We start from the raw sequence: 25,592 nt of genomic DNA on the forward strand, positions 1-25,592 counted from the left end.
CGCATCGTGATGGCGGCCACTTCGCGGTGTCAAGGGCTGCCCTGCGAGCAGTGCAGCGATCCGGCGCCCTTGTCGTGGCGGCCCTCGACCGGCTAGACAATGCGAACCAGTGTCTACAGAGGGAGGGCACGTGTACCCCGGGAGCATCGCGGCGCAGGTGCCCGACCGGCCGGCGATCGTGCTCGCCGAGACCGGCGAGACGGTCACCCACCGCGAGCTCGACGTGCGCAGCGCCCGCCTGGCGGGGGCGCTGCGGCGCCGCGGGCTGACCGGCGGCGACACGGTCGCGATCCTGCTCGGCAACGACGTCCGCTGGGGCGACGTCTGCTGGGCGTGCTGGCGCAGCGGGCTCGTGCTCGCCGCGATCGACCACCACCTCACGGCCCGCGAGCTCGAGCCGGTCCTGGCCGACGCCGCCCCCGGGGCGGTCGTGACGACGCCCGAGCACCGACCGGTCGTCGCAGCGGCGATCGCGGCCGCGGGCCTCCCCGAGCCGGTGTGGCTGCTGGTCGGCGGGACGGGCGACACGGACCTCGACGCCGTCCTGGCCGACGACGCCCAGCGGCTCGCCCTGCCCGAGCGCGCCGGCGGGCGGCTCCTGTTCAGCTCCGGCACCACCGGGCGCCCGAAGCCCGCCCTCGTGCCGCCGAGCGGGCAGCACCCCGACGAGGTCGGCGTCCGCTCGGCCGGGCTCATGCGGATGCTGCGCTTCACCGTGCCCGACGGCGACCGGGTCCCCGCGGACGGCGACGTGCTGCTCGTGCCGGGGCCCGCCTACCACGCCGGGCCCCTCGGCTTCCTGCAGTCGGTGCACCAGTCCGGGGGCACCGTCGTGCTGATGCGCCGCTTCGACGCCGAGGGTGCGCTCGCCGCGATCGCGCGCCACCGCGTCACCCACAGCCAGTGGGTCCCGACGATGTTCGTCCGGCTCCTGCGCCTCCCCGACGCGGTGCGGACGCGGTACGACCTGTCGTCCCACCGCGTGGCGGTGCACGCCGCGGCGCCCTGCCCGCCGTCGGTCAAGCGGGCGGTCCTCGCGTGGTGGGGGCCGATCGTGTTCGAGTACTACGGCGCGAGCGAGGGGTACGGCCGGACGGTCATCGGGCCGGAGGAGTGGCTCGCGCATCCCGGCTCGGTGGGCCGGGCGGTCGCCAGCCGGGTCGCCGTCGCCGACGAGGACGGCCGGTTCCTGCCGGCGGGGCAGGACGGCACGGTCTGGTTCGCGCGCCCCGACGCGCCCGAGCCGGCCGTCGACGCCGACGGGCGCGCCGACCTCGCCGGCACCCCGGGCTGGGGGTCGGTCGCCGACCTCGGCCAGCTCGACGCCGACGGCTACCTGTACCTGACCGGCCGCGCCGGGCAGACGATCATCACCGGGGGCGTCAACGTCCACCCCCGCGAGGTCGAGGACCTGCTCCTCGAGCACCCCGCGGTGGACGACGTCGCGGTGGTCGGGGTCCCCGACGACGAGTTCGGCGAGCGCGTCGTCGCCGTGGTCGTCGCGGCCCCGGGCGTCGACGTCGGCGACGAGCTCCTCGACTGGGCCCGCGAGCGCCTCGCCCCCGCGAAGTGCCCGCGGGCGCTGCGCGTCGTCGCGGCGCTCCCGCGCAACGACGCCGGGAAGCTCCTCCACCGTCGCGTGCGCGAGCAGCTGCTCACCGTGGACGCCCGCTGATGGAGCTGCTGTTGGTCCGCCACGGGCGGCCGGTGCGCATGGACTCGGGGGGCGCCGACCCCGGCCTGACCGAGCAGGGCCACCGGGAGGCCGGTCTGCTGGGCGCCCACCTGGTCGCCGCCGACGTCCCGACCCCCGAGGTCGTGTGGAGCTCCCCGATGCGCCGGGCCCGGGAGACCGCCGAGCACGTGGCGGGGCCGGCCGGGGTCCCGGTCCGGATCGACGAGCGCCTCGCCGAGTTCGACCTCGGCGCGCCGGCCTACGTGCCGATCGAGGAGGTCGGCCAGGGGGACCGCGCCGAGCTCTGGCGCGCGCTGGAGACGGGGCGGTGGGGGAGCCACCGCTTCGACCCGGAGGCCTTCCGGCGCCGGGTGGTCGAGGCCGTCACCGACATCGTCGACGCGCGCGACGGTGGCGTCGTGGCCGTCGTGTGCCACGGCGGAGTGATCAACTCCTACCTGTGCTCGATCCTCGAGCGCCCGCACGGCATGTTCTGCCAGCTGGGGTACACGTCGGTGAGCCGGGTCCTGGCGTCACGCCGCGGGCACCGCCAGCTGGTGAGCATCAACGAGACCGCCCACCTGCAGCTCGCGCCGGGCCCGGTCGAGAGCGCGCTCTCCTGAGCCGCGTCACTCGTCGGCGGCGCCCCGCGTAAGCCCCAGCGAGACGATGAGGTCCTGGTGGAGCTCCATCCACACGTCGTGGTACGACGCGGTCATCGGCGCGGTGAACGCCGTGGCGTCGCCGTCGCGCACGCGGGCGAGGGCGTCGGTGAGGCGGGGGCGGTAGCCGGCCATCCGGTCGACCGCGCCGCCGAGGTCCCGGAGCACCCCGTCGACCCGCGCGTCCACCTCGGCGAGGCGCTCGATCACCGCGGCGTCGTACGCGGCGTCGGTGTGGTCGTTCGGGGTGGTGCCGTCACCCCGGGTCTGCCAGGCGGTGCACACCTCCTTGAAGTCGCCGTTGACGGGCAGGAACCCGTCGTAGGCGGCGTCGAGGGCGGCGCGGGCGTCCGCGTCCACGGCGTCGGCGAGCAGCTCGGCGTGCGCCGCCTTGCCCTCCTTGGTCAGCGTCCACCCCTGCACCCGGCCGGCGCCCCGGTGCCGGACCAGCCCCTCCGCCTCGAGCTCGGTGAGCCGCGCCTGCGCGTCGGACTCCGAGAGCGACACGATCTCGGCCGCCACCGCGGGGGAGGTCAGCCCCTTCACCCGCAGTGCGTGCAGTGTCCGGAAGCGGCCGTCGTCCACGTCGTCCTCCTCGGCGCAGTTTGCGAACGCTAGTTGCATTCTTGGGCAGACTAGTGTTGCGTGTCACCGGTCGGCAACCACGCCCACCAAGGGAGCCGAGGGTGACCTCAGCGGCGAACATCGACCTGACGGACCTGACCGTGTTCACGGACGGGCGCGACGCCGAGGTCCTGCGGCTCCTGCGCGACGAGGAGCCGCTGCACTGGAACGACGAGCCCGACGGCGGGCCCGGGTTCTGGTCGATCACGCGGTACGAGGACGTCCGCCGGGTGGCCTCCGAGCCGGCGGTGACGGTGCGGGAGGGCACGCAGATCCCGAGCCGGCGCGCGGAGGGCGAGGGCGCGCGCAGCATCCACCACCTCGACGCCCCCGAGCACCTCAAGCTGCGCCGCATCGTGGTGCCCCACGTCCGGCCCACGGTGGTCAAGCGGCTCGAGAACGAGATCGAGCAGACCGTCGACGAGCTGCTCGACCCGCTCGTCGGCGCCGGGGAGCTCGACCTCGTCGCGGAGGTGTCGGCGCGGCTCCCGCTGCTCGTCCTGGGCCGGCTGCTCGGGGTCCCGGCCGCCGACTGCCCGGACATCCTGCGCTGGACCAACCAGATGGCCTCGCAGGACCCGGAGTACTCCGACGGCCCGGAGACCGCGGCGCGGGCCCGCGACGAGGTGTTCGCGTACTTCCGCGCGCTCGAGGCCGACCGGAGGGCCGCGCCACAGGGCGACCTCGTCTCCGTGCTCGCGACCGCGGAGGTCGACGGCTGCCCGCTCTCCCGTGGCCAGCTCGACGCGTACTACCTGATCCTCATGGTCGCGGGGAACGAGACCACCCGGAACCTGCTCTCCGGTGGCGTCCACGCGCTCAACCTCGAGCCCGGCAGCCACACCTGGATGGGCGAGTCGCCCGAGAACCGGCGCTCCGGCGTCGAGGAGATGCTGCGCTGGGTCTCACCGGTGCTGTGCATGCGCCGCACCGCCGTCGAGCCCCTCACGCTGCACGGGCGCACGGTCGCGCCGGGCGAGAAGATCGTCATGTGGTTCGTCTCGGGCAACCGCGACGACCGCGTGTTCACCGATCCGGACCGGTTCCGGCCCGACCGCGCGGAGGCCGACCACCTCGGCTTCGGCTGGGGCCCGCACGCCTGCCTCGGCGCCCACCTGGCGCGCCTCGAGGCCCAGGTGTTCTTCCGGCGCCTGCACGAGCGCGGCCTCGTCGTCGAGCAGACCGGTGAGGTCGACCGCCTGAGCTCGAACTTCTTCCGCGGCATCAAGCACCTGCCCGTGCGGATCACGGAGGCGGCCCGTGTCTGAGCGCGTGCTGGTCACCGGCGCGGCGTCCGGCATCGGCGCGGCGCTGGTCGACCGGCTGCTCGCCCGCGGCGACCGCGTGCTCGCCCTCGACCGCGCCCCCGTCGCCCCGCGCCCCGGTGTCGAGGTCCTGACCTGCGACCTCGCCGACCCGGCGGCGATCACCTCCGTGCTGGAGCGGGTCGACGTCGACGGAGGGGTCGACCGCGTCGCCCACGTCGCGGGCGTCCCCGGCACCGCGCCGCCGCTGTCCGTCCTGGCGGTCAACGTCCTCGCGCCGGTGCTGCTCGTCGGGACGCTGATCGCGCGGATGGCGCCCGGCGGGTCGGCGGTGACGGTGTCGTCGGTGGCGGCGCACCGCTCCGCCGTGCCGGACGACGAGCTCGACGAGCTGCTGGCCGCCACCGACCCCGACGGGCTCGCGCGGTGGCTCGCCCGCCATCCCCACTCCGGTGCCGAGGCCTACGACACCGCGAAGAAGGCCCTCGTGCGCTGGACCCGCCTCGCGGCCGGGGACGCGGTCGCCCGCGGGATCCGGGTGAACTCGGTGAGCCCGGGGCCGGTCGAGACGCCGATCCTCGCGGACTTCCGCGCCTCCATGGGCGAGGCGGACATCGACCGCGCCGCCGCCACGGTCGGGCGTCACGGGCGGCCCGAGGAGGTCGCCGCGGCGATCGCCTTCCTCCTCGGCCCGGACGCGTCCTGGATCAGCGGCACCGACCTGCCCGTGGAGGGCGGCCTGCTGGCGGTGCGTGCCGCCCGCGCCGCCCGTCCGGTGAGGAGCTCGATATGACCGGCATCGTCACCACCCAGGTCGTCGCCCTCGACGGCACCTGCTCGCTGGGCCGCGACCGCCTGGGCGGCAAGGCCGCGAGCATCGACCGCATGCGGTCGCTCGGCCTGCCCGGGCCGCCGGCCTTCGCCATCACCACCGACGTCTGCGCCCGCTTCCGCGACGGCGGCGGCGAGCTCCCCGACGACGTCTGGGCGGCCGCCCTCGACGCCCTCGCCGGCATCGAGCGCGCCACCGGGCACGCCTTCGGCGACCCGTCCTCGCCGCTGCTGGTCTCCGTGCGCTCCGGCGCGGCGCAGAGCATGCCCGGGATGATGGACACCGTCCTGAACCTGGGGCTGACCCGCGAGCTCACCGACGCGCTGGCCACGCAGACCGGCGACCCCGCCTGGGCCCGGGACACCTGGGAGCGCTTCTGTCGCTCCTACGCCGAGGTCGTCGGCCTGGACGACGGGGCGACCGAGCCGCCGCCCGACCCCTGGCGCCAGCTCCGCACCGCGATCGGCGCGGTCTTCCGCTCCTGGGACAGCCCGCGGGCGCGGGTCTACCGGGACCGTCACGGCATCGACCACGACCTGGGCACGGCGGTCACGGTGCAGGCCATGGTGTTCGGCAACCGGGACGCGCACTCCGGGACGGGCGTGGTGTTCAGCCGTGACCCGAGGACCGGTGAGCCCGGGCTCTACGGCGAGTGGATGGCGCGGGGGCAGGGCGAGGACGTGGTGTCCGGCGTCGTCACCCCCGCTCCGGTCAGCGCCCTCGCCCAGGAGATGCCGGCGATGCACGCCGGGCTGCGCGACGCCGCGGCCCGGCTCGAGGCCGAGTACCGCGACATGGTCGACATCGAGTTCACCGTGGAGTCCGGGCAGCTCCACGTGCTGCAGGTCCGTCCGGGGAAGCGGTCGGCCGCGGCCGCGGTCCGGGTCGCGGTGGGCCTCGCGGAGGAGGGGGTCATCGACCGCGACACCGCCCTCGCCCGGGTCGGTGTCGAGCAGGCCGAGGCGCTCACGGCCGCGGCTGGCGCCGACGTCGACGGCGTCGTCCTCGCCCGCGGCACGGCCGCCGGGCCCGGCGTGGCCGTGGGGCTGGTCGTCACCGATCCCGACGACGCGCTCGACGCCGACGAGGACGAGCCGGTCGTCCTGGTGCGCCCCCACACCGCGCCCGACGACGTGCCCGCCATGTACGCGTCGGTCGCCGTGGTCACCGAGCACGGCGGCACGACCTCGCACGCGGCGCTCGTCGCCCGCGAGGCCGGGCTGCCCTGCGTGGTCGGGTGCGGCGAGGGCACGCTCGCGGCGCTGGCCGGACGGCGGGTCACGGTCGACGGCGCCCGGGGCGTGGTGCTCGAGGGCGACGTGCTCGCCGACCGGCCGGCCACCGGGCGCAGCGAGCACGAGACGGCGCTGCACGCCTGGGCCGCGGCCCGGCTCGGCGAGGACGGCGGGTCGGCGTCGTTGTCCGACCTCCTCGCCCGCGTCCAGCGTATTCTGTGAACCTCGGTCACGTCGGCGAGCGGAGAGCACCTGTGGGGCGACCCGAGTCCAGCGCCGCGGCCGTCGAGCCCCCGCCAGCCGTCAAGAAGAACGTCCGGGGCCTGCGGACGCGCAAGAAGCTCGTCGACGCGGCGGTCGCCTGCTTCTCCGAGTACGGCTACGCGCAGACCCGCGTCGCCGACATCGTGTTCCACGCCGGGGTCTCGCAGGGGAACTTCTACCGGCACTTCGAGAGCAAGGAAGCGATCTTCCTCGAGGCCCTGAAGCCGGGTATGGACGAGCTCCTCTCGGCGTCCGGTCGCTCCCCGGAGCCGCCGCGGGACCCGTTCGACGCCCTCGTCGACCGCACCAACGCCTACCTCGTCTCCTACTCGCAGAACCGCCGGCTGCTGCGGGTCCTGCGCGAGGCGGCCGCGATGACGGCCGACAGCGACTTCGCCCGCGTCTGGCTCGACCAGCGCGCCCAGTTCATCGACCGCACCCGCCGCTGGCTCGAGTCGCGCCACCGCGCGGGCGCGATCGGCGCCACCGACTTCGAGCTGCTCGCCGAGTGCCTGGGCTCGATGGTCGAGCAGATGGCCTACGTCCACATCGGGCTCCCCGAGCGGGCCCCGCGGCCCGAGCGGGTCAAGGCGATCGCCGTGTCGATCGCCGAGGTCTGGTTCCGCTCGCTGCCACCCGTGACGTCCTGACCGTGCGGCCGGTCCCGGAGGCCTACGGAGCCGCGGCGACCGAGCTGGCGGCGCGGGACGCCACGATCGCCCGCCTCGCGGCGACGTACGGGCCGCCGACGTTCCCCCCGCCGGCCGAGACCGCGTTCGCCGCGCTCGTCCGCGCGATCACCCATCAGCAGCTGTCCAACCGGTCCGCCGAGGCCATCCGCGGTCGCCTGGTCGCCGCGCTCGGCGGCGAGATCACCGCCGGCGCGCTCCTCGCGCTCCCCGAGAGTGACCTGCGCGAGGTCGGGATGTCCCAGGCGAAGATCCTCTCGTTGCGGGACCTGGCCATGCGGGTCCACGAGGGGACGCTGGTCCTCGACCGCGCGGTGCTGGCGGAGCAGGACGACGAGACGGTGACGGCGGCGCTGACCGCGGTGCGCGGCGTCGGCCGGTGGACCGCGGAGATGTTCCTGCTGTTCCAGCTCTCGCGCCTCGACGTCTGGCCGACCGGCGACCTCTCGATCCGGAAGGGCTACGCCGCCGCCTGGGAGGTCCCGGTGCCGACCGCGACGGAGCTGGACGTGCTGGGCGAGGCGTTCCGGCCGTACCGCGCCGTCGCGGCCTGGTACTGCAGGGCGGTGCTCGGGCAGGCTCCGGGGGCGTGACCGCCGCCCGCATGGACCCCGCGTCGACGATCAAGCGGATCCCCGGTCCGGAGCGTCTGACCGCGCGGGTGACCGACGTCGACGACGTCTACGTGATCGGGCACTTCGGGATCGCGCACGTCGACCCCGGGACCTGGCGGCTGCGCGTCGACGGGGACGTCGCGACCCCGCTCGAGCTCGACCTCGACGCGCTGCGCGCGATGCCGTCGGTCGACGTGCCCGCCGTCCTGGAGTGCTTCGGCAACCCTTTGGTGCCCGGGGAGTTCGTGCGCCGGGCGGCGAACGTGGTGTGGCACGGCGTCCCCGTGGCGGCGCTGCTGGAGGCGGCCGGCGCGGCGCCGGCCGCGGCGCTCTGGGCGACCGGGTCGGACGCCGGGGTGTTCGCCGACGTCGCGTGCACGGAGTACCGCAAGGACGTGCCGCTCGCGGTCGCCCGCGAGCGCGCGATCGTGGCGCTGAGCATGAACGGGGCGCCTCTGACCGACGAGCACGGGGGACCGGCACGGTTCGTCGTGCCCGGGTACTTCGGCACCAACAACGTCAAGTGGCTCCGGGAGCTCACCGTCGCCGACCGGCGCCCCGAGCACCTGTTCACCACCCGCCTGTACCAGCGCGTGCTGCCCGGCGACCCGCGACCGCAGCCGGTGCGCGACCTCGACGTCACGAGCGTGATCACGAGCCCGGTCGAGGGCGCCCGGACCGGTCTCGACGTCGAGGTCGCGGGGTGGGCGTGGGGTGCGTTCCCGGTGGCGTCGGTCGAGGTCGCCGTGGACGGGCGGTGGGCGTCGGCGGCGCTGGAGCCCCGCGGGGAGCACCGCACGTGGCAGCGCTTCGCCCTCGACGTCGCGCTGCCGCCCGGCGGGCACGTCCTCGCTGCCCGGGCCACCGACGTCGAGGGGCGGGTCCAGCCCGCCGACGCCGCGCGCAACGCGGTGCACGAGGTGGGGGTTCTCGGGGGGTCGTAACCGGCGTCAGAACGGCGGCGGGTCGTCCGGGTCGTGGACCGCGGGTGGGGTGGGCGCCGGCGCGGCGTGGCGTGGCCGACGATGCCGGTGCGGCGGAGGAACCGGTGGCGCCACCTGGCGTCGTCGGCGGCGGCCTCCGCGTCGCTCGGAGCGGGATGGGTGGGCCGGCCGTCGTCGGGCAGGGGCCGTGGCCGGTGCGCGGGGCGGGGCTCGGGGAGTGGCTCGAGGATCTTCTTCGGCGTCGTGGTGAGGCGCTGTCCGGCGCGGGTGCGGATCGTGAAGTGGCCGGGGGCGGGCTGGGTGATGCGCCAGCCGGCGTGGTGCTTGGCGCGGTGGTGGTGCTTGTCGAGCACCCCGAGGTTCCCGTGCGCGGACGGTCCGTCGTGCGCCCAGTCGCGGGTGTGGTCGAGCTCGGCCCGGTGCGCCGGTTGTCGGCAGCAGGGGACGATGCAGTGCCGGTCGCGGACCCGGGTCCAGCGATCCGTCTCGGCGCTGGGGGTGCGTCGGGTGTGGTCGGCGAGGCTCGCGGGGGGCGGGCCGGGGTGGTCGAGCTCGCCGAGCCGGTCCTGGAGCTCGCGCAGCACTTCCGTCCAGGCGGGGTGGGCGTGAGGGTCGAGGGCGGCCAGCAGCGTCGTCGGGACCTGGAGCTCGACGATGGCGTGGCGCGGCGCTGACCCCCGCGGCTCGCGCCGGCCGCGGGGGCGAGCTGGTCGTCGGCGGGCGAGCAGGACGTGCTGGAGATGGCCCTCGGGGTCGGTGAGCACGACGCGCCACTCGCCGCGGTGGGCGGCAGCGAGCAGGGTGCGGGCGTGGTGGGCCAGGACGGTGCCGTAGCCCGGGACGGCGGCCGGGAGCCGGTCGAGCCCGAGCGCGGTGGTCAGGCGCAGCCGCAGTTCGCTGGAACCGGCGCGGACCCGGCCAGGGCCGGGGTCCGGGCCGGCGAGCGTCGGCGGGTCCGGCGCGGACGGGTCCAGCGGACTGCGCCCGTCGGGCAGGTCGGGCAGGTCGAGCACGCCCTGGCCGCCCGCGTGAGCCTCGCCGGCCTCGCCGGTATCGGCGTCGTCGGTGCCGTCGTCCGGCCCGCCGTCATGGGGCCCGCTGTCATGCGGCCCGTCGTCCGGACCGTCGTCGGGTCCGTCGTCGGGTCCGTCGTCGGGTCCGTCGTCGGGTCCGTCGTCGGGTCCGTCGTCGGGTCCGTCATCGGGTCCGTCATCGGGTCCGTCATCGTCGGGTGGGCCGTCGTCGCGCGGCTCCTCCGAGCCGTCGTCCGGGCTGTCGGGCTCGGGTGGCTGCCCCGCGGCGTGGTACTCCCCGGCGAGCAGGCACACGATTTGGTGGTCGGTCATCCCGGCCGTCGAGCCGTCGAGCAGCCGGGACGCGACCTCGGCGCGCACGTCACGGACCGGCAGGCGGACCCCGAGCGCGCGGACCGCCGCGGCGAGCGCGTCGCAGCGGTCGCGCATCGCCAGCCCGCGCGGCGCGGTCACGTCGCAGACGGCGAAGGTGGCGGTGCCGGTCGGGTTCGCCGAGAGCACCACCCGCGCGTTCTTCGCCGCCCGCGCCTCGCGGCGCGCCGCCCAGTCCGGGTCGATCGCCGCCGCGGTCTGCTCGATGCGCCGGATCAGTTCCCCGACCGGGATGCCCGGCGCCTCGGGGAGCAGGACCTGGGCCACGTGGCGGGCGTGGTCGTCACACAGGTCGCGGGTCCACTCGCAGAAGCGGGTGGCCTTCGGCTCGTCGAGCCACCCCTCCCACAACGCCCGCCCGACCGCCGGGAGGCGGACCGCGAGGTCGTCGGCGAGGCCGAGCCTGCGCGACGCCATCGACCGCGACCAGCCCAGAGCGACCGCGACCTCGTCCTCGGAGTACTCGTCGAGACCGGGGCGGCGATCGGTGCGCGCGTCCTGCGCGCGCCCGAGGTGGTGCATCCCGTCCAGCAGGCGGGCGGTGCCGTGGCTGGTCAGCCGCGCGCAGGCCCGCACGTAGGCGGCCAGGTCGTCGCCGGTCAGCGTGTCCGGCGAGATCGCGTCCAGGGCGGCGAGCAGCTCCGGGCCGGGGGCGAGGGCATCGAGGGCGTCCAGACCGGCCACACGGCCGTCCCGCACACCCTGTTCGCTCATGTGTTCGAATCTATCCCGGACCCCCGACAACGACGGCGCGGAGCGACGACCCGATCAGAGCCGCCCCTCGGCGAGCCGGGCGCCCGCCACGAGGGCCTCGAGCTTGGCCCACTGGATGCTGGGGTGGACGCGGCGCACGAGCGGGCCCTGCGCGAACCCGCAGTCGCTGCTCGCCACGACGCGCTCGGGCCCGACGAGCCGCGCGAGCCGCAGGATGCGCTCGGCGACCAGCTCCGGGTGCTCGACGACGTTGGTGGCGTGGCTGACCATGCCCGGCATCAGCACCTTGTCGTCGGGCAGCGTGACGTCCTCCCAGACCCGCCACTCGTGCTCGTGGCGGGGGTTGGCCTGCTCGAGCGAGTAGGTGCGCACCGGCACCCGCAGGATGAGGTCGACGATGTCGCGCAGGGGCACGTCGCCGACGTGCGGCGCGTTCCAGCTGCCCCAGCAGACGTGGTAGCGGGCGCGCTCGGCGGGGATGCCGTCGAGCGCGCGCACCAGCGCCTCGGTGCGCAGCTCCGCCCACGGCCGGTAGGCGGCGAGGTCGCCGCGCATCGTGTCGTAGGCGATGGCGAAGTGCGCGTCGTCGATCTGCACGACGAGCCCCGCATCGACGACGGCGCGGTACTCCTGGTTCAGCGCGTCCGCGACGGCGAACAGCAGCTCCTCGTCGGAGGCGTAGTGGTCGTGGGTGGGGCGGGGCACTGCGCTGGCCGGGGCCACGACGGGCAGGAACCCCTCGGCCGGGGTTCCCCGCAGCGCGGCGGTGAGGTTCGCGATGTCCCGGCCGACCGCGTCCGCGCCGGTGTAGTGCACCGGACCCGTGGCCCGCCACTCCCCGCTGCCCCCGACGAACCCCTGGCCGGCCTCGTACTCGGCGTAGAACTCGCCGAAGAGGTGCTTGTCGGTGCCCGGCGGCACGTTCGAGCGGCCGCCGGCGGGGCCGGCGGCCGCCGTCGCGGTGAAGCCGCCCAGGCGCTCGCGGATGTAGCGCGACCAGCTGTCGGACTTGCCGTACTCGCCGTCACTGACCACGTCGAGACCGATCTCGACCTGGCGGCGCACGACGTCGGCGACCGCGGCGGTGAGGACCTCGGCGTGCCGGTCGGGGTCCACGGGCTCGCCGTACTCACGGGCGCGCATGACCTCGACCAGCTCGGGGGTGCGGACGAGGCTGCCCACGTGGGTCGTCCGGATCCGTGTCACAGGGGCACTCCTGTCCTCGGCGCTAGGTTCACCGCGTGGCTGACATCGATACCGGTTCGAGCCCGTTCCTGCGACGGGCCTACGACCTCACGGGGCCCGAGGACGCCGCGGCCCTCTACGACGAGTGGGCCGAGACCTACGAGGCCGACACCGCCGCGTCGATGGGGTACGTCGGACCCGCGGTGGCCGCGGGCCGGCTCGCCGAGCTGGCGCCCGCGCCCGCGACGGTCCTGGACGCCGGCGCCGGCACGGGCCTGGTGGGCGTCGAGCTCGCCCGTCGCGGCGACTACACCGTCGACGGGTTCGACGTGTCGCCGGCGATGCTGGAGAAGGCCCGGGCGACCGGTCACTACCGGCACGTCGACGTGGCCGACCTGACCGCGCGCCTCCCCGTCGCCGACGGCACCTACGACGCCGTCGTCTGCGTGGGCACGCTGACCGAGGGGCACGTGGGCCCGGAGGCCCTCGCCGAGTTCGTGCGGGTGACCCGCCCCGGCGGGCTGGTCGTCGCCACCATCCTCGACCCGATCTGGGAGCCCAAGGGCTACCGGGCGGCGGTCGACGCCCTGGCCGAGGCCGGGCGCGCCGACCTGCGCGAGGCCGACGAGCACCCGTACCGGACCGCGCAGGACGTCACCTGCCGCCTGGTGGTGCTCGACGTCCGCTGAGGCGGATCAGGCGGCGGGCGGTCCGTCGATGACCGTCGGGACGTACTCGAGCAGCTGGAGCCGGCCGTCGAACGTGCGGGTCTCGACCAGCTCCAGGGCGAGGTCGGGGTAGCCGTCGAAGACCCGCTCGCGGCCCGTGACGCCGGTGATCACCGGGAAGACGACGACCCGGAAGCGGTCCACGAGGCCAGCGCGCAGCAGTGCGCGGGTGAGCGTGAGGCTCCCGACGGTGTGCAGGGGCCGCGGGTGGTCGCGCTTCATGGCGCGCACGGCGTCCACGGGGCCGGTGTCGACCAGCTCGGTGTTCGCCCAGGTCAGCGGCGTCGCCAGGGTCGAGGAGAACACGACCTTGGGCTGCGCGGTCATGCCCGCGAGCTCCTCGGGCATCTCGGCGGCGAGCTCCGACATCATGCGGTAGGTCCTCGCCCCGAGCAGGGCCGTGTGCTGCGGCTGCTCGTCGAGCCAGCCCAGGTACTCCGGTCCCTCCAGGCCCCAGTAGCCCGGCCAGCCCTCGCCGTGGCCGTAGCCGTCGAGGGAGATGATGAAGTCGACCATGAGGGTCTGCATCGGACGTCCTTCCGCCGCCTTCGGTCCTAGAAACGTACTGAACCGGAGTGTTGAAGGACAACACCCCGGTGGCGGACGGGTTCGGTTGCGCGCGATCATCGGCCCGTGAAGTACGGGGTCGTGCTGTTCGCCACCGACGAGACCATCGCTCCGGCCGTGCTGGGGCCCGCGCTCGAGGAGCGGGGGTTCGACGCGCTGTTCGTCCCCGAGCACTCGCACATCCCCGCACGTCGCGAGAGTCCCGCGCCCGGCGGCGGTGACCTGCCACGGCACTTCCACCGCACGATCGACGTCTTCGTGACGCTCGCGGTGGTCGCGGCGACCACCACGCGCCTCGGCCTCGGCACCGGGGTCGCGCTGCCCGCCGAGCGCGACGTGATCCACACGGCCAAGCAGGTCGCGAGCCTGGACCTCGTGTCCGGTGGGCGGGCGCTGTTCGGCGTCGGTGTCGGCTGGAACCGCGAGGAGGCCGCCGACCACGGCGTCGACCCGCGCCGGCGCGGCAAGGTCCTCGACGAGAAGCTGGCCGCGATGGTGCGGATCTGGACCGAGGAGCAGGCCGAGTTCCACGGTGACCACGTCGACTTCGACCCCATGTGGTGCTGGCCCAAGCCGGTGCAGACGCCGTACCCGCCGATCTACGTCGGCGGCGAGAGCGATGCCGCGCTGCGCCGCCTGCGCGACCACGGGGACGCCTGGCTGCGCGACCGCTTCGACCTCGAGACCTTCCGTCGCGTGCGGACCTGGCTCGCCGACGAGGGGCGTCCCGACGTCCCGTTCACGGCCTTCGGCGCCGACCCGGACGCCTTCGACCCGACGGGGCTCGAGGACGTCGGCGTCGACCGTGTCGCGTTCTGGGTGGACCCGGGTCCCGAGCGCGACGTGCTGCACCGGCTCGACGCGATCGCGCAGCGCTGGATCGGCTAGGTGCCCTTCCGGCGCCGCGGCGCCGCGGACCGGGGCGGCGTCGAGCGCATGTGGTCGCGCACCGGGGTCAGGAGGCGCGCCAGGGTGTCGGCGTCGTCGCGCGAGAGCGGGTCGAAGAGCATCCGGGCGACGACCACCTCGTGGCCGGGGAGCACCCGGGCGACCAGCGCGCGCCCGGCGTCGGTGATGGTGACCGTGACGCCCCGCTCGTCGTCCGGGGACGGTGCCCGGCTGATCAGGCCCGCCTTCTCGAGCAGGCCGGCCTGGTAGGTGAGCCCGCTGCGGCTGTGGACGATCGCGTCGGCGAGGTCGGTCATGCGGTGGCTGCCGGTGGGCGACTGGCGCAGGCGCATCAAGACCTGGAACTGCACGAACGTGAGGTCGCCGTCCTCGCGCAGCTGCTGGTCGATCGCGTGGCGGAGCAGTCCGGACACCTCGATGAGGGCGAAGTAGGCACCGAGCTGCACGGGATCGACGGCGTGCGGCGGCTCGGTCACGGCAGGGAGTCTACTTGCTTCGAAATCGAAGCACGGCTAGCGTCGACGGTGTGCTTCGAGTTGGAAGCACCTGCGACGCGAGAGCGAGGCTCCCCGATGAAGGCAGTCCGGTTCCACGAGTTCGGCGACGCCGACGTCCTGCGCTACGAGGAGGTGGAGGAGCCCGTCCCCGGTGCCGGGGAGGTGCGGGTCCGCGTCGCCGCGACCACGTTCAACCTGGTCGACGACGGCATCCGCGGCGGCTGGCTGCAGGGCCCCTTCCCGGTGACGCTGCCGCACATCCCCGGTATCGACGTCGCCGGCACGGTCGACGCGCTGGGCGAGGGCGTGGACGGGTTCGCGGTGGGGGACGCCGTCGTCGGCTTCCTGCCGATGGTGCCCGACGGCGCCGCCGCGCAGTACGCGATCGCGCCGGCCGCGATCCTGACCGCGGCCCCGCGCAGCATCCCGCTGGCCGACGCCGCCGCCCTGCCCATGGTGGGCCTGACCGCGTGGCAGGCGCTGCTCGACGACGCGAAGCTGACGGCGGGCCAGCGCGTGCTGATCAACGGCGCGAGCGGCGGGGTCGGCGGGTACGCCGTGCAGCTCGCGGAGCACGCCGGGGCCCACGTGATCGCCACCGGCAGCGCGCGCAGCCGCGACCGGCTCCTCGCGGCGGGTGCCGACGAGGTCGTCGACCACACCGCGACCGACGTGGTGGCCGCGGTGACGGAGCCGGTCGACGTCCTGCTCAACCTCGCCAAGGTCACCCCGGAGCAGCTGAGCGCGCTCGTCACGCGGGTCCGGGACGGCGGCGTCGTCGTCAACACGGTGCCCGCGACGCCGGCGCCCGCCGACGAGGCGCGCGGCGTCCGCGCCGTCGACGTCTTCGTCCGCAGCGACGCCGACCTGCTGGCGCGGCTGGTGGCGCTCGTCGACGGCGGCGAGCTGCGCGTCGACGTCGACCGGCGGGCGGCGCTGGCCGACCTGGCGACGGTGCACGCGGAGGCGTCCGCGGGCACGCTGCGCGGCAAGGTCATCGTCGTCCCCGAGGCGACCTGACCAGCGCGGCGATCCACGCCATCGCGGCGTCCACCGGCGCGTCGGGCGGGAGGGCCAGCGTGGGGACGCCGGTCGCCGGGACGGGCACGTCGGTGCCCACCGGAGCGCACCACACCACCCCCGCCAGGTCGTGGTCGCGGCGGACCGCGGCGGTCACCGTCGGGGCCGCCGCCCCCCAGCCGACGAGCACCACCGGGGACCCACCGTGCGGGCACGTGCCGGCCGGTGGCGCGCTCCCGCCGAGGACCAGGCAGTCGACGCCGCGGGCCAGCGCCGCCACGGCGAACCGTGCGTAGCCCGCGGCGACCGGCACGCTCGCGGGCAGCGGGACCACCGCGCACACCAGCCGCGCGTCGCCGAAGAGGCAGGCGTCCACCCCGAGGACCGCGGTCGGCTCCGCGAGCAGCGGCACCGCCGCGCGGAACGCCGCCACCTGGGCCGCCCGGTTCCGGCGGTGGGCCTCCTCGTCCGGCCCGAGGAGGTCCGCCGCGAACCCGTAGGCCTCGGCGGCGGCGAGCAGGGCCCGCCGCGCCCCCGGGACGTCGTCGGCCGCCAGTCGCTCGTCGGCGCCCGCCAGGGCCCGGTCGCCGTCGGCGCGCCAGAAGCGTTCCCACCCGGCGACGTCCCCGCACGCGAGGCGGCGGGCGGCCGCGGCGACGGCCGCCGGGTCGGCGGCGCCGGGGTCGCCCAGCAGCCGGTCGAACGCCGGATCGGGGTGCAGGTGCACGTCCGCCTCAGGGCAGCCGGAAGGTGGGCCGGCCCGCGGCGTCACTGCCGACGGGGAGCCCGAGCAGCAGGCAGTGGTTGAGCAGGGTCAGCTTGAGGAAGGTGCCGAACACCGGGAACTGCAGGCCCGCCTGCACGGCGATCACCGACCGCGGCGCCGCCTCGGCCCGGAGCTCGGAGTAGAGCGCGTCGATGCACAGCCCCGCGGGGTGCCGGCGCAGGACCGCCTCGACCGCGGCGGTGAACTCCTGCCCCGCGTCGAGGATCTGCTGCAACCGCGCCCGGGCCTCGCCGCCGTGCACGGGCAGCATCGGCGAGTGCCCGGCGCCGATCCCGTCCAGCAGGCCCTCGTCGACCAGGGACATCGCGCGGGACGCGGTGGCGGCCGTCCGCCGCGGGTCGGCGTCGGTCCAGATCGGCAGCGCCGACGTCTCGTCGGCCAGCATGAGGAAGCGGGCGCCGGGCAGGTGGTAGACCACGCCGCCGGCCGAGTGCCCCGCCGACTCCAGCACCTCGACCTCGGGCTCGCCGCGCTCGTCGGCGAACGTCCAGCCCGTCCAGCCCGTGGACCCGATCGCGATCTCCTCGGCGGGGCCGAGGTCCTCGTAGTCGACCATCGTCCCGACGCTCGCGTGGATCGCGGGGTAGGTGCGCAGCAGGACGTCGACGACGAGCGACGGGACGAAGCCGCGCAGCGCGGGACCGAGACCGAGGCGGGCCATCCGCTCCCCGAGGTCGGCCACGTCGTCGGCCGTCAGGGTGGGCGGGGCGCCGAGCGCGCGGAGCAGGTCGGCGAGGCGGTCGGGCGCCAGGTCCAGCCCGTCGAGGTAGTCGAAGTACTCCAGGCCCGTGCGGTACATCCGCGCGAAGAAGGCCGCGTGGTCGAGCGCGGGGCGGGCCGCGCGGGCGATGTGGTGGCGGCGCCGCGCCGCGGGGATCGCCGCGAGGACGTGGTTGTTGCCGAGGTGGTCGGGGTGGCCGTGGCTGTTGAGCAGGAGCACCTCCTCGATGCCGGTGTACCGGGCCGCCACGGCCCGGATGGCCGCCTCCTGCTCGGGCCCGGCCCCCGTGTCGAGCAGGTAGAGGCGCGGTCCGCGGCGGTACACCGCGATCGTCGGGACGTCGGGGTCGCCCCACAGCGTGTGCGGGTGGCGGCCCTCGATGAGCACCAGGTCCGGGGTGATCTCGTGCAACGCTCCGACGGCCACGACAGCCAGCCCTCCGGGGAGTGGGACACCGACGCCGGCAGGCTCCCCGCCACGGCTCTCACAGCGGTCTCACGGCCGCACGCACGAACGGAGGACGCGGTCGGAGCGCACCGGACGAAACGACCATGATCGGCAGTACCGTGGCCCGTCGTGGAGTTTCGGGATCTCGGGCCGCTCCTGCTCGACGACGACGACGTCGTGCGCCCGCCGAGCGGCGCCCGGCTCTCCACCGTGCTCGCCGTCCTGCTCTCCCGGGTCGGCGAACCGGTCGGCGCCGCGCCGCTCGTCGAGGCGATCTGGGGCGCCGACCCGCCCGCGCGCAGCGGCAAGGTGCTGGAGTCGCACATCTGGCGGCTGCGCAAGGTCCTCGAACCCGACCGCGGCCCTCGCGTGGCCCCCACGGTGCTGACCACCGACGCGACGGGCTACCGGCTCGAGGTCGACCCCGAGCATCTCGACTCGCGCCGGCTGGCCGCGGTGGCCGCGTCGTGCCGCGCCCGGCTGGGGGAGGCGCGCCACGCCGAGGTCGTTGCGGCGAGCGAGCCCGCCCTGGCGCGCTGGCGGGGCCCGTTCTGCGCCGACGTCGCCGACACCGGCTGGCTCGCACCCGTGCGCGAGCGCTACAGCGACCTGCGCCTCGACCTCGCCGAGCACCGTGCCGTCGCGCTGATGGCGGTGGGCCAGCCCGAGCGCGCGGCCCACGAGCTCGCCGCCCTCGTCGCCGAGCACCCCTGGCGGGAGCGGCTGTGGGAGCTGCGGATCCTCGGGCTGTACCGCTCGGGGCGGCAGGCGGCCGCGCTGGCGGCGTTCGACCAGGTCCGCCGGACGCTCGCCGACGAGCTCGGGGTCGATCCCGGGCCCGAGCTGGCCCGCCTGCACCACCGGATCCTCACCCACGACGAGGAGCTCCGCCCGGACACCGCACCGCCCGTCGAGGGCCCGGCGCGGCTGGCCGACCCGCGCCTGCCGGGGCGGCGTCGGAGCATCGTCGGCCGCGAGGCCGACCAGGAGCGGGTCGTGCCGCGCCTCGGCCCGGCCTCCCTCGTCACGCTGGTCGGCCCCGGCGGGGTCGGCAAGACGCGGCTGGCCGCCGAGATCGCCGCCGTGGCGCGGGACCGCTTCCCGGACGGGGTGTGGTTCGTCGACCTGGCCCCGGTGCGGCACGCGGACGCCGTGGCGCCGGCCCTCGCCGAGGCACTGGCCCTGGCGCCGGTCGCCGACACGTCCCCGGAGGAACTCGTCCTCGCGCGCCTCGGCGGTCGGCGGGGCCTCGTGGTGCTGGACAACTGCGAGCACCTGCTGCCGGCGGTCGGGGCGGTCGTCGACCGGCTGCTCGAGGCCTGTCCCGGCCTGGCCGTGCTGGCGACCGGCCGCGAGCCCCTCGAGGTGCCCGGCGAGCACCGGCACGTCCTGGAGCCCCTGCCCGTCCCCGGCTACGACGCGCCGCCGGCGGAGCTGGCCGGCTCCGCGGCGGTCCGGCTGTTCCTCGAGCGAGCCGCCGACACCCGCCCCGGCCTCGACGCGGCCGGGCCGGACGGGGCGGTGCTGCGCCGGATCTGCGCGGCGGTCGGGGGCCTGCCGCTGGGCATCGAGCTGGCGGCCGCCCGGTCCCGGGCGTTCGAGCTGTCCGAGATCGCGGACAGCCTCGAGCGCTCGCCGGCCCAGCTGTCCCGCAGCGGCCCGGGACCCGACCGCCACGCCACCCTGCTGGCGACCGTGGAGTGGAGCTACCGGCTGGCGGGACCGGACGAGCAGACCCTGCACCGCCGGCTCGCGGTCCTGCCCGGACCGTTCACCCTGGAGGCCGCCGCCGCACTGTGCTCGGTCGAGCCGCTGCGCACCGAGCAGGCACTCGACCTCCTCGGCGGCCTGGTGCACCGGTCGTTGGTCACCGCGGTCCGGCCCGGCACGTCGGGACGCGCGACCACGTTCCGGCAGCTCGAACCGATCCGTGCCCACGCCGACCGGGCCCTCGACGCCGCGGAACGGGTCGCGGCCGCCGCGGCGCGGGACCGGTGGGTGCTCCGCCGCGTCCTCGCGGGACCGCTGCCCGGCGCGGCCGGCCAGCCCGCGTACTACGACTGGCTCGACGACGACCTCGCCCCGGTCCGGGCCTGCCTGCGCTCGCTGCTCGTCGAGCGCCCGGAGCCCGCCGGCGCCGCGCTCGCCGCCCGCCTGGTGTTCTACTGGCACGACCGCGAACGCCTCGTCGAGCTCGCCCGGTGGGCGGACGCCGCGTCGGCTGCCACGACGGTGCTGACCGGGCTCGACGCCGCGGTGGTCACGGCCGTGCGGGGATGCGCCGAGGCCCTCGGGCACGACGTCGCCGCCGCCGAGCGCCACCTGTCCGCGGCGGTGCCCGTCCTCGCCGCACCGCCCCCCGAGCGCGCCGCGGAGGCGGGGCGGGTGCTGCTCGTCGTCGCGGTCTGCGCGTGGAGCGGGGACGCGATTTCGTGGGCCACTACGGCGGCCACCGCCGCGGTCACCGTGGCCGACGGGGCCGGTGACGCGCACACCGCGCTCGCCGGGCGCGCCGTGCTCGCCGCGTCGGCCCTGCTCGACGGCGAGGGCGAGCGGGCCGTGGCGCTGGCCGACGCCGTGCTCGCCGACAACACGGCCGTCGGCAACCAGGTGGCGGCCCTGTTCGCCGAGGTCACGCACTCGATCGCGACCCAGTTCGCCCGCGACGGCGTCGCGGGCCTGCGCCACGCCGACGCGGTGCTGCGCACGCAGCTGCGTCTCGGCACCCGGAACTTCGCCGACTCCTTCGAGTCGCGGGGCACCCACCACCTCCACGCCGGGCAGCTCGACGAGGCGGCGCGGGCCTACGCGGTGTCCTCGGAGCTCAGCACGCGGCTGGGTCGCAGCTGGCCCTGGCACCCCGGGACCGACGAGCGCGTGGCGGCGCTGCGCGCGGAGCTCGGGCCCCGGGAGTTCGCCCGTCACTGGGACAGCGGCCGCCGGATGGGCCGCCTCGACCCCACGGAGCTGGTGGCGGGGCTCGTCCTCGACGGGACGCCGGCCGACGCGTCGTCGCACGCCCTTTGAGCGGCCTGCGAGCCCGGTGAGAGCGGGCCCGTCGATCCTCCGGCCGTCCCCCGACGCCGGTCCGAGGAGCCCCCATGGAGCCCGCCACCCCCCTCCCGCCCAGCCGCCGTGCCCTGCTGCGGGGTACGGCCGTCGGGCTGACGGGGCTGGCCGCGGTGGCCACCCTCGCGGCCTGCTCGGGCAGCGGCGCGGCGGCCGCCCCGCCGGCCCCGACCCCGGAACCGGCCCCGGAACCGACCCCGGAACCGGCCCCGGAACCGACCCCCACGACGCTGACCGGACTCGCCTTCGGAGACGGCGAGTTCGACGGCCAGTTCCTCCGGGCGCTCGACACGATCCCCTACGGCGGCGCCGACGTCGGGGAGGCCTTCATGACCGCCCGGCGGATCACGCCGGGCGACCACGACGGGTGGCTGCGGGAATGGCAGGCCCTCGGTGACCGGGTCCACGCCGCCGCCGACGCGAGCGCCGCGGCGGGGCGTCGGGTCAGCGCGTACGAGGGCTACCTGCGGGCGGTGACCTACTACCGGACCTCGGGGATCTTCCTCTACCGCCCGCCGCTGGACCCCCGGTTCGTCGATGCCTACCGCCGGCAGCGGGACGCCTTCGCCCGGGCCGCGCGGTTCGTGGAGTGGCGGATCGAGCCGGTCGAGATCCCCTACGGGTCGACCCGCCTCGCGGCGTGGTGGATCCGTCCCGCCGGCGAGGGACCGCACCCCGCGATCGCGATGGTCGGCGGCTACGACGGCACCAAGGAGGAGTCGTTCCTCGCCGGTGGGGTCGCGGCACTGCGCCGTGGCTATGCCGTCCTCCTGATCGACGGGCCCGGGCAGGGTGGCGCGCTCATCGAGCAGGGCCTCGTGTTCCGGCCGGACTGGGAGGCCGTGGTCACCCCGCAGGTCGACTGGCTGCTCGCCCGGCCCGAGGTCGACCCGGCGCGCATCGTGCTCATGGGACGCAGCTGGGGCGGCTACCTCGCGCCTCGCGCCGCGACCGCCGAGCACCGTGTCGCCGCGCTGGTCGCCGACGCCCCGCAGTACACGCCGGGTGCGAGCGGGCGGTATCTGCTGCCCGAGCAGTACCGCGACCAGTTCGACACCGGGAACCCCGACCAGCTCAACGCGGTGCTGCGCGAGGAGATGGCCCAGAGCCCGGAGCTCGCCTTCACGCTGGACCGCGGCATGCTCACCCACGGGTTCGCGACGCCGCTGGACTACCTGCGGCTCACCACGGCCTACACCCTCGAGGGCCTCGCCCCGCGGATCACCTGCCCGACGCTGCTGTGCACCGGTGAGGACGACGTGCGCGGCAACGACGCGCAGCCCCTGTTCGACGCGCTGACCGTGCCCAAGGAGTACATCCGGTTCACCAACGCCGAGGGCGCGGGCGAGCACGACGAGGCCGGCGCGGCGGCGCTCTGGAGCCAGCGCGTCTTCGACTGGCTCGACGCCACCCTGCAGCGATGAGCGCCCGACGCCTCGCCGTCGCGACGGCCGCCCTGCTCACCGCCGGCGCCCTGACCGCCTGCGGCACCGTGCCGGCGCCGCCGCCCGCAGCGCCCGACTACGCCGACGACGTCGCGCAGAGGATCACCGCGACGATGAGCGCGTACGTCGTTCCCGGCGCCGTCGTCCGGATCTCCTCGCCCACCCGCGGCGAGTGGACCGGCACGTTCGGCACGGGGACGATCGGCGCCGCCGAGCCGCCGACGGTGGACGACCACGTGCGGATCGGCAGCATCACCAAGACGATGACGTCGACGGTGATCCTCCAGCTCGTCGGCGAGGGACGGCTGTCGCTGGACGACCCGATCGGGAAGTTCCGTGCGGGGGTCCCGAACGGCGACCGCATCACGATCGCCCAGCTCTCCGAGATGCGCAGCGGCCTGTTCAGCTACACGTTCGACCCGGCCTTCAACGCCACCCTCGACGCCGACCCGGGCAAGGCGTGGACGCCGGACGAACTCCTGGCCATCGCCTTCGCGCACCCGGTGGACGCCGAGCCGGGGACGCAGTTCGAGTACAGCAACACCAACATCGTGCTGCTGGGGCTGGTGATCGAGCAGCTCACCGGGGCGCCCGTCGCGCAGGCCTTCCAGGAACGCATCTTCACCCCGCTCGGCATGAGCCGGACCTCGCTGCCGGCGCGCACCGACGCGGCGATCCCGGACCCGCACCCGCGCGGCTACTCGTTCGGGACCAACGTCTCGACGATCGACGGCTACGCCCTGCCCGTCGACCAGCAGGCCGAGGCGCTCGCCGGGCGGCTGCGGCCCCGCGACGAGACCGACGCCAACCCCTCCTGGGCGTGGACCGCCGGGGGAGCGATCTCCACCGTGCCGGACCTGGTGACCTGGGCGCAGGCGCTCGTCGGCGGCCGCCTGCTCGATCCGGGGCTGCAGCAGGTCCGGATGGACAGCATCCGGCCCGCGGACGCCGCGCACCCCGGGACCGGCGGCTACGGGCTCGGGATCGCGAGGTTCGGGCCGATCGTCGGGCACGACGGCCAGATCCCGGGGTTCATGACGTTCACCGGGCAGGACCCCGCCACGGGGCTGACCATCACGATCGCGACCAACCTCGCCACCGTCCCCTCCGGGGAGGGCTCGGCGGTCGCCCTGCTCAAGGCGATCCTGCCGGTCTTCTACCCGGGGATGGCGGTGCCGGGGAGTCCCGCCGCGGCGCCGAGCGGCTGACGCTCACCCCGTCTCGGTCAGGACCTCGGCGAGGGGGCGCCGCGGCGTCGGCACCAGGGGCGCGCTGAGCGGGTCCGGCCAGCCGAGGCGCAGCACGCACACCGGCGGGCGGTGGGCCCCGACGACGAGGTGACGGACCCGCTCGCGCGTCTCGGGCACCTCGAGGACCTGGGTGATGGGCGTCGTCCCGAGCCCCTGGGCCGTGGCCTCGAGCAGCACGGCGCTGAGGGCCTCGCCGGCGCGCAGCACCGAGACCGGGCTGTCGTCGACCGCGGTGAGGACCGCCAGCACCGAGGCGTCCCGGTCGTCCGCGCCTCCCCGTGGCTGGCGCAGCGTCCCGCGGGGGAACCACCGCAGCACGAGGTCGCGGTACGCGGGCGGCGGCCCGTCGAGACGGGCGCTCGCCGGGATGCCGTCGTGCCCGCCGGCGTAGCGGTGGGTCCACTGCTCCAGCTCGGCGGCATAGCCCTCCTGCCGGGGCTGCTGCTCGGCGGCCTTGCGCATGGCGTCCGCGACCACCGCGCGGTGGCCGCCGTAGGCGAGGTGGAGCACGCCGCCGAAGGGCCGCGCCGCGTCGTCGAGCGCCTGGAGCACGGTGGTGGGGACGGACCGTCCGGAGAACCGGCGGCGGTCGGTGTGGCGCCGGTCGATCGCCGCCGCGTGCCGGGCCGTCCACGGTCCCGCGCCGCCGGTCGCCGGCCGGATCCGCACCCGGGCGAGCGGGCGTCCCGACGGGCCCTCGGGCTGGTGGCGGACGTCGGCGTGCCAGCCCTGGTCGCCGAGCGCCACCGCCAGGTGGTGCAGGGCCGCCCCGCAACCGAGCAGCACCCCGTGGCCCCGCTCGTCGGTGAAGCGCAGCCGGCGCGTCGGGTCGACGTGGAGATCGAGGTGGTCGGGCCCGAGCACCCACCGCCAGGGCTGGGCGTTGTGCTCCGAGGGCGCCCGCAGCGCCCGCGCCACCGCGTCGCGCAGCGCGGCGCGCTCGGTGCCGACGGTCGGGGTGCTCATCGCGGGTCCTCCCTGCCTGCTCCGGACGGTCCGGGGTCCGAGTCCAGCGCCTCCGGCGGCCCGGGGCGAGGTCCGCAGGTCCCCGCCGCGGCGCCGGAGGTCCCGCCGTCCCGCGGGACCCGCCCCTGCCGCACCCGGGACGTCCGGCCCTGCCGCCGTCCGCCGCCACACGGCAGCGTCTGCGGTGGCCCGTCGTGGGGCCCGGGACGGAGGGATGCCGGATGGCGACAGAGTCGGCGGGCGCGGCCCGTGAGGTGACCGGGGCGCGGGGGCCGGTCGTCGTCGGGGTGCCCCTGCACGGCCTCGGTGCGGCGGCGGTGCGCTGGGCGGCGGCCGAGGCGCGCGACCGGGGCGTGGTCCTGCGGCTGGTGCACGCGCTGACGACCCCGGCCGGGAGCTACCCGGGCCGGTCGGTCGTCGGCGTCGACGTCCACCAGGGCCTGCTCGGGCTGGCGCGCCGCGAGCTGGCCGACATGGCCGAGGTGGCCCGGGGGACCGCTCCCGACCTGGTGGTGGAGGAGTCCGTCGTGGAGGGCGACGTGCTCGGCGTGCTGCGGGCCCAGGCCCGCGGGGCGGCGGTGCTCGTCGTCGGCACCGACGGGTTCGGGCTGATCGGCGAGCTGACCCTCGGCGGCGTCGCCCGCGGTCTCGTCGGCCACGTCGACGTGCCGGTGGCGGTGGTGCCCTCGACCACCAGCGGCACGGGCGGCGGGGACGTCGTCGTGGTCGGGGACGACGGCACGGCGGGCTGCCGCGGCGCCCTGCGCTACGCGGCGCAGCGGGCCGTGGCGCGCGGGGTGCCGCTGGTGGTGGTGCGGGCCGGTCCGGATGCCCGCCTCCTGTCCGAGGACCTCCCGGACCTGGGCGCGGTGCGTCCCTCCACGCTGCAGGTCGTGCTCGCCGAGGACCGGGCGGACCGGGTGCTCGCCGACCAGGCGCGCGACGCCGGGCTCGTCGTGCTCGGGGTGGGGCAGCACGGGTGGCGGCACCCGCGCCACAGCACCCGCCGCGGCCTCGCCGCGCACGCCCGCTGCCCGGTGGTCGTGGTGCCGCCGGACCGCCCGGCCTGACGCGGGC

General features: G+C 76.1%; 22 protein-coding genes and 1 pseudogene. 15 read left to right on the forward strand and 8 right to left on the reverse strand.

What is annotated here, in order from left to right; translation table 11 throughout:
- The first annotated feature begins 130 nt into the window (after positions 1 to 130).
- On the forward strand, positions 131 to 1,675 hold the full coding sequence (locus ACFPK1_RS11925) for an AMP-binding protein (RefSeq protein ID WP_378021139.1): 1,545 nt from the start codon (positions 131 to 133) through the stop codon (positions 1,673 to 1,675).
- Positions 1,675 to 2,298 (forward strand): histidine phosphatase family protein, encoded by a 624-nt coding sequence (locus ACFPK1_RS11930; RefSeq protein WP_378021140.1) that lies wholly within the window; start codon positions 1,675 to 1,677, stop codon positions 2,296 to 2,298. Before ACFPK1_RS11925 ends, ACFPK1_RS11930 begins: the two co-directional genes overlap by 1 nt.
- A 6-nt stretch (positions 2,299 to 2,304) precedes the next feature.
- Here the strand turns inward: ACFPK1_RS11930 and ACFPK1_RS11935 are convergent, their stop codons facing one another.
- Positions 2,305 to 2,922 carry a MarR family transcriptional regulator gene (locus tag ACFPK1_RS11935; RefSeq protein WP_378021141.1) on the reverse strand — a complete coding sequence of 206 codons (618 nt, stop codon included), beginning with the start codon at positions 2,920 to 2,922 and terminating at the stop codon, positions 2,305 to 2,307.
- Positions 2,923 to 3,023: 101 nt separating this feature from the next.
- Between ACFPK1_RS11935 and ACFPK1_RS11940 the strand changes: the two genes are divergently transcribed.
- From ACFPK1_RS11940 to ACFPK1_RS11965, 6 genes are read left to right on the forward strand one after another with little or no spacing between them, the layout of a single operon-like run.
- Positions 3,024 to 4,229, forward strand: coding sequence for a cytochrome P450 (locus ACFPK1_RS11940; protein WP_378021142.1), 1,206 nt, complete (start codon positions 3,024 to 3,026; stop codon positions 4,227 to 4,229).
- On the forward strand, positions 4,222 to 5,019 hold the full coding sequence (locus tag ACFPK1_RS11945; protein ID WP_378021143.1) for an SDR family oxidoreductase: 798 nt from the start codon (positions 4,222 to 4,224) through the stop codon (positions 5,017 to 5,019). Before ACFPK1_RS11940 ends, ACFPK1_RS11945 begins: the two co-directional genes overlap by 8 nt.
- Entirely contained in the window at positions 5,016 to 6,515 is a 1,500-nt protein-coding gene (locus ACFPK1_RS11950; RefSeq protein ID WP_378021144.1) for a pyruvate, phosphate dikinase, read from the forward strand. The genes ACFPK1_RS11945 and ACFPK1_RS11950 overlap by 4 nt, the downstream gene beginning before the upstream one ends.
- A 32-nt stretch (positions 6,516 to 6,547) precedes the next feature.
- Positions 6,548 to 7,207 (forward strand): TetR/AcrR family transcriptional regulator, encoded by a 660-nt coding sequence (locus ACFPK1_RS11955; protein ID WP_378021145.1) that lies wholly within the window; start codon positions 6,548 to 6,550, stop codon positions 7,205 to 7,207.
- A gap of 2 nt (positions 7,208 to 7,209) precedes the next feature.
- Positions 7,210 to 7,839: a DNA-3-methyladenine glycosylase family protein gene (locus tag ACFPK1_RS11960; RefSeq protein WP_378021146.1), complete on the forward strand. Its 630-nt coding sequence runs from the start codon at positions 7,210 to 7,212 to the stop codon at positions 7,837 to 7,839.
- Positions 7,840 to 7,850: 11 nt separating this feature from the next.
- A complete protein-coding gene (locus tag ACFPK1_RS11965) occupies positions 7,851 to 8,804 on the forward strand; it encodes a molybdopterin-dependent oxidoreductase (RefSeq protein WP_378021342.1) in 954 nt (317 codons plus the stop codon).
- A gap of 1,430 nt (positions 8,805 to 10,234) precedes the next feature.
- On the opposite strand, the pseudogene ACFPK1_RS11970 reads toward ACFPK1_RS11965, so the two are convergent.
- Together ACFPK1_RS11970 and ACFPK1_RS11975 are read right to left on the reverse strand one after the other, a co-directional pair.
- Positions 10,235 to 10,924 (reverse strand): annotated as a pseudogene (locus tag ACFPK1_RS11970) (DUF222 domain-containing protein); the annotation flags it as partial.
- 54 nt (positions 10,925 to 10,978) lie between these two features.
- On the reverse strand, positions 10,979 to 12,130 hold the full coding sequence (locus ACFPK1_RS11975) for a cobalamin-independent methionine synthase II family protein (protein ID WP_378021147.1): 1,152 nt from the start codon (positions 12,128 to 12,130) through the stop codon (positions 10,979 to 10,981).
- 35 nt (positions 12,131 to 12,165) lie between these two features.
- Here ACFPK1_RS11975 and ACFPK1_RS11980 point away from each other — a divergent pair, with 35 nt between their 5' ends.
- Positions 12,166 to 12,798 carry a class I SAM-dependent DNA methyltransferase gene (locus tag ACFPK1_RS11980; protein WP_378021148.1) on the forward strand — a complete coding sequence of 211 codons (633 nt, stop codon included), beginning with the start codon at positions 12,166 to 12,168 and terminating at the stop codon, positions 12,796 to 12,798.
- A 6-nt stretch (positions 12,799 to 12,804) separates the two neighbouring features.
- Here the strand turns inward: ACFPK1_RS11980 and ACFPK1_RS11985 are convergent, their stop codons facing one another.
- On the reverse strand, positions 12,805 to 13,365 hold the full coding sequence (locus ACFPK1_RS11985; RefSeq protein ID WP_378021149.1) for a dihydrofolate reductase family protein: 561 nt from the start codon (positions 13,363 to 13,365) through the stop codon (positions 12,805 to 12,807).
- 105 nt (positions 13,366 to 13,470) lie between these two features.
- On the opposite strand from ACFPK1_RS11985, the gene ACFPK1_RS11990 reads away from it, so the two are divergent.
- Positions 13,471 to 14,292, forward strand: a complete 822-nt coding sequence (locus tag ACFPK1_RS11990; protein ID WP_378021150.1) for an LLM class F420-dependent oxidoreductase — start codon at positions 13,471 to 13,473, stop codon at positions 14,290 to 14,292.
- Here ACFPK1_RS11990 and ACFPK1_RS11995 read toward each other — a convergent pair.
- The gene (locus ACFPK1_RS11995; RefSeq protein WP_378021151.1) at positions 14,289 to 14,789 is read right to left on the reverse strand and encodes a MarR family winged helix-turn-helix transcriptional regulator; all 501 of its coding nucleotides are present in this window, start codon (positions 14,787 to 14,789) and stop codon (positions 14,289 to 14,291) included. The two genes, ACFPK1_RS11990 and ACFPK1_RS11995, sit on opposite strands and share 4 nt — an antisense overlap.
- 96 nt (positions 14,790 to 14,885) lie before the next feature.
- Between ACFPK1_RS11995 and ACFPK1_RS12000 the strand changes: the two genes are divergently transcribed.
- Complete coding sequence (locus ACFPK1_RS12000) at positions 14,886 to 15,830, forward strand: NADP-dependent oxidoreductase (RefSeq protein WP_378021152.1); 945 nt, start codon at positions 14,886 to 14,888, stop codon at positions 15,828 to 15,830.
- On the opposite strand, the gene ACFPK1_RS12005 is transcribed toward ACFPK1_RS12000, so the two are convergent.
- Both ACFPK1_RS12005 and ACFPK1_RS12010 read right to left on the reverse strand, forming a co-directional pair.
- Positions 15,805 to 16,557: a hypothetical protein gene (locus tag ACFPK1_RS12005; RefSeq protein WP_378021153.1), complete on the reverse strand. Its 753-nt coding sequence runs from the start codon at positions 16,555 to 16,557 to the stop codon at positions 15,805 to 15,807. The genes ACFPK1_RS12000 and ACFPK1_RS12005 overlap by 26 nt on opposite strands.
- Positions 16,558 to 16,564: 7 nt before the next feature.
- Entirely contained in the window at positions 16,565 to 17,764 is a 1,200-nt protein-coding gene (locus ACFPK1_RS12010; RefSeq protein ID WP_378021154.1) for an MBL fold metallo-hydrolase, read from the reverse strand.
- A gap of 150 nt (positions 17,765 to 17,914) precedes the next feature.
- Between ACFPK1_RS12010 and ACFPK1_RS12015 the strand changes: the two genes are divergently transcribed.
- From ACFPK1_RS12015 to ACFPK1_RS12025, 3 genes are all read left to right on the forward strand, one after another.
- Positions 17,915 to 20,812, forward strand: a complete 2,898-nt coding sequence (locus tag ACFPK1_RS12015) for an AfsR/SARP family transcriptional regulator (protein WP_378021155.1) — start codon at positions 17,915 to 17,917, stop codon at positions 20,810 to 20,812.
- A gap of 74 nt (positions 20,813 to 20,886) precedes the next feature.
- Positions 20,887 to 22,278, forward strand: a complete 1,392-nt coding sequence (locus tag ACFPK1_RS12020; RefSeq protein WP_378021156.1) for an alpha/beta hydrolase family protein — start codon at positions 20,887 to 20,889, stop codon at positions 22,276 to 22,278.
- On the forward strand, positions 22,275 to 23,507 hold the full coding sequence (locus ACFPK1_RS12025) for a serine hydrolase domain-containing protein (protein WP_378021157.1): 1,233 nt from the start codon (positions 22,275 to 22,277) through the stop codon (positions 23,505 to 23,507). The genes ACFPK1_RS12020 and ACFPK1_RS12025 overlap by 4 nt, the downstream gene beginning before the upstream one ends.
- Positions 23,508 to 23,510: 3 nt before the next feature.
- Here ACFPK1_RS12025 and ACFPK1_RS12030 read toward each other — a convergent pair whose 3' ends face one another.
- A complete protein-coding gene (locus ACFPK1_RS12030; RefSeq protein ID WP_378021158.1) occupies positions 23,511 to 24,515 on the reverse strand; it encodes an Acg family FMN-binding oxidoreductase in 1,005 nt (334 codons plus the stop codon).
- 221 nt (positions 24,516 to 24,736) lie between these two features.
- On the opposite strand from ACFPK1_RS12030, the gene ACFPK1_RS12035 reads away from it, so the two are divergent.
- Positions 24,737 to 25,585 (forward strand): universal stress protein, encoded by an 849-nt coding sequence (locus ACFPK1_RS12035; RefSeq protein ID WP_378021159.1) that lies wholly within the window; start codon positions 24,737 to 24,739, stop codon positions 25,583 to 25,585.
- Positions 25,586 to 25,592 lie beyond the last annotated feature (7 nt).

The organism is Actinomycetospora rhizophila, assembly GCF_042657905.1.
Lineage (GTDB): Bacteria > Actinomycetota > Actinomycetes > Mycobacteriales > Pseudonocardiaceae > Actinomycetospora > Actinomycetospora rhizophila.